A 5,288-nucleotide genomic window follows, 5' to 3' on the forward strand; every position below is an offset into this window, starting at 1 on the left:
AGTATTCAACGATGCTTTAGTGATACCCAACAATACTGGGGTATACTGTGCCCTAGCACCGCTTGTGCTAGCCATGCTTTGCAGAAGGTACAGTCATTCTTGGTGAATGAAGTGCAAATGGTTTATCAGTCTCAAGGGATTGATATTTCCGATAAGCACATTGAAGTCATTGTTCGCCAGATGACCAACAAAGTCAGGATTGATGATGGTGGTGACACCACTATGCTTCCTGGTGAATTGGTAGAACTGCGCCAAGTTGAGCAGGTGAACGAAGCTATGGCAATTACAGGCGGTGCTAGGGCACAGTATACCCCAGTATTGTTGGGTATCACTAAAGCATCGTTGAATACTGATAGCTTTATTTCCGCCGCATCCTTCCAAGAGACAACACGGGTACTTACCGAAGCAGCGATCGAAGGCAAATCCGACTGGCTGCGCGGCTTAAAGGAAAACGTGATTATCGGGCGATTGATTCCGGCTGGTACTGGCTACAATACCTATGAAGAACCCGGTGCGATCGATGATTATGCTGCTGAGATTACCAGTAGTGTCTTGGATGAAGTTGATGATCCCCTGGATATGGTCTTAGATGACCGCACAGCTCGCACCTATAATTTAGATTCTCCTATTCTTGGGGAATCTGGTTTTGGTAGCAGACGTGCAGAAAGGTCAGTTTTAGATGATGAAGATGAATTAATCGCCGATGAAGTCGCAGACGACGACGATTACGAGGAAGAAGACGAAGACGACGATGATTTCGACGATGAATAGAGACTTTAAATTTCCCCTCTCTATTAAAAGGTAAAAACTAAAAAGGCAAAAGAAAATCTTCTTTTGCCTTTTTATTTTGCTCTCTAATCACCATAAATCTAGCTATTGCTAGATGCTGTAATTCTCTCAAGAGCTATAATCTACATCTGTTGCACCGAGAGATTAACTTGTGGATGTCATATTAGAACGATCGCACCAATTAAAACAAGCCTTAGTTGATTTTGTCCTTGATGCTGAAGGCGAACTAGCACAAGCACTGGAAACTTATGCAGCAGAACAGTTGCGCCGTGGAAGTGGGGATAGTACTCAGCAGGACTTAATCATCGATAGCTTTCTGACAGCCGGGAAAGTCGGTGAGAAGTCTCCATTAGAGTTGTTTATCGAAAGCAATCCAGATTTAGAAGAAAGCGATCGCAACCTGATCAACAGTTGGCATCATAGTTTTATTGGCTTATTTGCTATAACGAATATTCTACCTGATGGCTTTGAATTGACGAACTGGTTAACAGATAAACACTACATCGTCAAGCCAAATAATACTCAAACATTACAGGCAATATCTCGATTGAAAGTAGGAGAAATTTTACTAACTCGCATTTCTCCTGTTACCGATAGCTACTGGATGTTTTCTGGCCCCTACACAATAATGGGTAAATTAGGTAAACCAAAACTTGCTGTAGCAATTGGTAATTTCAAAGAAAACTATAAAAGTAATCTATACAGCGATGCTCCAGACTTGCTAGAAGAAGCTTGGCAGTCAGTAGGACAATATCATCAGCAGTTTGTGGACTTTTTTGGCACTGATGAAATCACACTACCTGGATACCAGCTTAATAAAAGAATAGCTGAATTCCAAGAATTAATCACTGAAAAACGCTTTGCAGAAGCAGGAATTGATACTTCTAAATCCTTGGCTGAAGTAGCAGAAGCAGCTGGCATTGGAGACGATGAAATCAAAGCAGCAGCAGAAGAATTTGGTGCTGATTCCAACGTAGTCTCTCAGATGTTTAACAGCAAAAGCAGTAATACCAAAATGGTGATGCCAAAGGTCGATTTGCCTCCTGAACTCAAGAAAGCAGAACAGGTAACAGCTCTTTCTCATCCCCGTTGGGGACAAATGTTTTTACCAACATATAGTAAAATACAAGCAATTTTATCGGCAGAGGACTGGCAAAGTGTTCAAGGGGCTGAAAAACTAGTTCGCTATTACCTTGAAGATAAAAGTATTAATGCTTTTATTTGGCATCGATTAGCGCAACAGTATCCAAGTAAATTAGAAAATGTGTTGCAAACAGTTCTGCAACGTCCAGAGTTTCGTCTTGAAAGTGACTTGGATGCACTTTTGCAAGAATTCCACAAACTTATTGAGCCAGAATTACCAGACATTGCTAGTGTTCCTATACATTTACACAATTTATTTCAAGAAGCTTTAGGAGAAGTTAACAAATCCAAGCCCAAAAGCAAAGGGCAAAAAAAACCAGCAAAGGGTTTTCAACTTTAAGTGCATTCTCTGTCTTTTTCATGCAATCAAGTACATTTTTAAAACACCAACCCTTGATACAGAATCAAAAAGGCAGAGATAACACCCAAATACTGTAACGTTACCTATTAGTACAATCAGTGTCAAAAACGATATTAAAACCGAGTATTTATGTTAGGACTTACGCACGCTCTACGAATTCTTGGCGTTCTTGGCGTCTTGGCGGTTCGATAAATTAAGCTTTTGGGCGATTTTTGCGTAAGTCCTATATGTTTAAAGATCGATAGATAGCAGGTGAATAATCTCACTTACGATTTGCTCTGGACTCTCAAGCTTGACTAAAAATCGATTAAAGCCAGCATTCAAAGCCTTATGACTTGAGACTTCCCGTGTATAAGAAGTGATAGCGATCGCAGGCAACTGTCTTATATATGAGCAAGAATGCACTCGAATTTGCTCAATTAACCAATTTCCATCATGATCGGGCAATTTCACATTGCACAGCAGAATATCGGGATGAAGCGATTCGACCAAGGCAAGGGCTTCTTCTGCATCTGTTAAAGCCATCACCTCTGCACCAGCTGCTTCCAAAATGAAGATGAGCAAATCTGCAATATCTGGCTCATCCTCTACCAGTAAAATTAAGATTCCAACAAGTGGCTGGAGCGAATTTAACTCAGTTTCTTGGTTGATTTTTTGCTCGGTTGCCATGCCGTCCTTTTATTGCCTGCTATAGTCTGCTATTTCTATTGCAACGCATGGAGCGGAATAAGTATTCACCCTAAATACACAAACTTGCGGTGAAAAGCTTTATCAATATGAAGAAGTTACAGCTATTTTCAGGTAAATAGACCACGCGGTAGGGGTAAAGCGCATTGCTCATACGTGTCAACTTAACGTAAAAGCTATGTCCCGCAAGGAACTGAAGTTCCTTGCTAATAGCGAAAGTCATCTAAAGATGACTAAATATCCGTAAAAATCTTTAGTCTACTTCAGTAGACTTTAGCTATTAGCCTTGGAATTCATTCCAAGGCGGGTGAGGAAGTTAACAGATAAGCGATTTTTAGCTTAAGTTGACACCAATGAGCAATGCGCTTTACCCCTACCGCGTGGTCTATTTACCTGAAAATAGCTGTAAGACTAGACCAATGCGGTTTGGTTAAAGCTAAAAGACGACAATCCTTATTTTTTCCCTTTACCCTCAACTGAATTCTGACTCCTGACTCCTGAATTCTGTTAGATAACCATAGAAATAATCAAAGAGAATTGCTATGTCCTTCAAAATTTTAGCTTTAGACGGTGGCGGGATTCGTGGAGTCGTTGCAGCACGAATACTTCAACAAGTAGAACAAGAAATTAGAAATCAGGGGAAAGGAAACTTTTTACACGAATACTTTGATCTGATTTCTGGTACTTCCACTGGTTCAATGTTAGCAGGAGCGATTGCTGTAGGAAAGGAGAGTGATGAACTTATTAAACTGTATAAAGATAGAGGTAAAGATATATTCCCGTTGGATATAAAAGAGCGCTATAAAAACTTGCCGTCCATCATCAAATCAATTATTGATGTGTTTTCAGCATCTAAATATTCTCATGATGGAATGATTAGCGTCCTCAAAGATACATATAAATCTACAAGAATAAAAGATATTCAAAAACCCATTATTTTGATTCTTGCTTACGATACATTATATCGTAATACAACCTTTTTTACAAATTGTCATCCCGATTTAGGAGACAGATGGTACGATGACTGTTATTTATGGCAGATATGTACCGCTTCTGCCTCAGCTCCTACTTTTTTTCCACCATATAAATTAGAACCTGTAGATAAAGAAAAATTTGGTGATTGGGAATTCCCACACATTGATGGAGGAGTTTCTGCTAACAACCCCTGTCTCGGAGCTTTGAGTCTAGTTATGAGGATCAGTCAATCTTCAGTCTCTCCAACAATTAAGCAAAAATATAAACTGGATAATTTGCGATTGGAAGATATTTCTATTCTTTCTATTGGCACAGGTCAAACTGGTGAACCATATCAATATAAGCAAATAAGCAAATGGAGAGGCTTAGACTGGGTACAAAATCTTACTAATATCTTTATGGAACCTACATCTGAGATTGATAGTACGATTTGTCGGCAAATCATGGGTGGATACGATTCTAAACGTTATTTACGGCTTCAGTTTGACTTAAATGAGACATTTAAAGCCAAGCCAAAAGAGACTTATAAAGATCCTCGCATTGTATTACCTCCAGAAGATCGAAAAAACCGATTTACAGGGGAAAAAGTCAGTAAAGAAATAGATAACGCTAGTTCAAAGATTATTGAGCAGTTAATAAATACTACTTCTGCATTCATTGATAAAGGTCTTACGTACTATACCAGAGACGACTCCGGTTCTCCGATAAAGGAGGCGATCGCTTCTTTTATTAAAGATAACTAGTGCATCCACGCAGATATACGCTTAAATAGTATAAAATACAACATTGCATATTTCTACATAATTATCGTATAAATACGAGATGTTTTATTTAATTTATTAATATCAGTATTAATTACAGATGTGAATCGAAGAACTTATTGCTATTGAAAATTATTTAAATTAATTTTAAAACATTTAATAAATCAGTATTTTTGTGTATATATTATGACTTTGATTTGGGTATATTAGGTATAAGGAAAAGTTAGACAACTTTTACAGAAATTGCTTGATGTTGTTTAACTTTCCTCTACTAGCTTTGGCTAGTAAGTAATCCAGATTTGTTCTCTTAATGACAGTAGAGAACCAATTGGGTAAAACCAAGCTGACTAAGTTCTGTCAAAACTCTCATTTAACCCAACAACAGTTTACATTTTCTTCATTCATACTCCATCTAAATCAGTTTTTTAACTGAATTATTGCAGCAATAAAAAGGAGTCAGAATACAGAATTCAGAATTCAGAATACTCTACCCATAAAGGGATAGAGTTTTAATTATTGTTGAATATTTAATACTAGTTTCGCTTAACCTCGGGCGAGGTTTTAACCAATAT

At 38.2% G+C, this 5,288-nt stretch carries 3 protein-coding genes and 1 pseudogene; 3 read left to right on the top strand and 1 reads right to left on the bottom strand.

Annotated features, from left to right (window positions below; translation table 11 throughout):
- Positions 1-771: pseudogene (rpoC2, locus tag LC574_RS25040) on the top strand (DNA-directed RNA polymerase subunit beta'); the annotation flags it as partial.
- A 169-nt stretch (positions 772-940) separates the two neighbouring features.
- Positions 941-2,272 carry a hypothetical protein gene (locus LC574_RS25045; RefSeq protein ID WP_229456251.1) on the top strand — a complete coding sequence of 444 codons (1,332 nt, stop codon included), beginning with the start codon at positions 941-943 and terminating at the stop codon, positions 2,270-2,272.
- Positions 2,273-2,524: 252 nt separating this feature from the next.
- On the opposite strand, the gene LC574_RS25050 is transcribed toward LC574_RS25045, so the two are convergent.
- Entirely contained in the window at positions 2,525-2,962 is a 438-nt protein-coding gene (locus LC574_RS25050; protein ID WP_229456252.1) for a response regulator, read from the bottom strand.
- Positions 2,963-3,522: 560 nt separating this feature from the next.
- Here LC574_RS25050 and LC574_RS25055 point away from each other — a divergent pair.
- Positions 3,523-4,698, top strand: coding sequence for a patatin-like phospholipase family protein (locus LC574_RS25055; protein ID WP_229456253.1), 1,176 nt, complete (start codon positions 3,523-3,525; stop codon positions 4,696-4,698).
- Positions 4,699-5,288: the final 590 nt, after the last annotated feature.

The organism is Nostoc sp. CHAB 5715 (genome assembly GCF_020829685.1).
Lineage (GTDB): Bacteria > Cyanobacteriota > Cyanobacteriia > Cyanobacteriales > Nostocaceae > Nostoc.

Coding starts and splice junctions, on each gene's coding strand:
- LC574_RS25050 (WP_229456252.1), bottom strand. CDS start 2,962: ATGGCAACCGAGCAAAAAATCAACCAAGAAACTGAGTTAAATTCGCTC.
- LC574_RS25055 (WP_229456253.1), top strand. CDS start 3,523: ATGTCCTTCAAAATTTTAGCTTTAGACGGTGGCGGGATTCGTGGAGTC.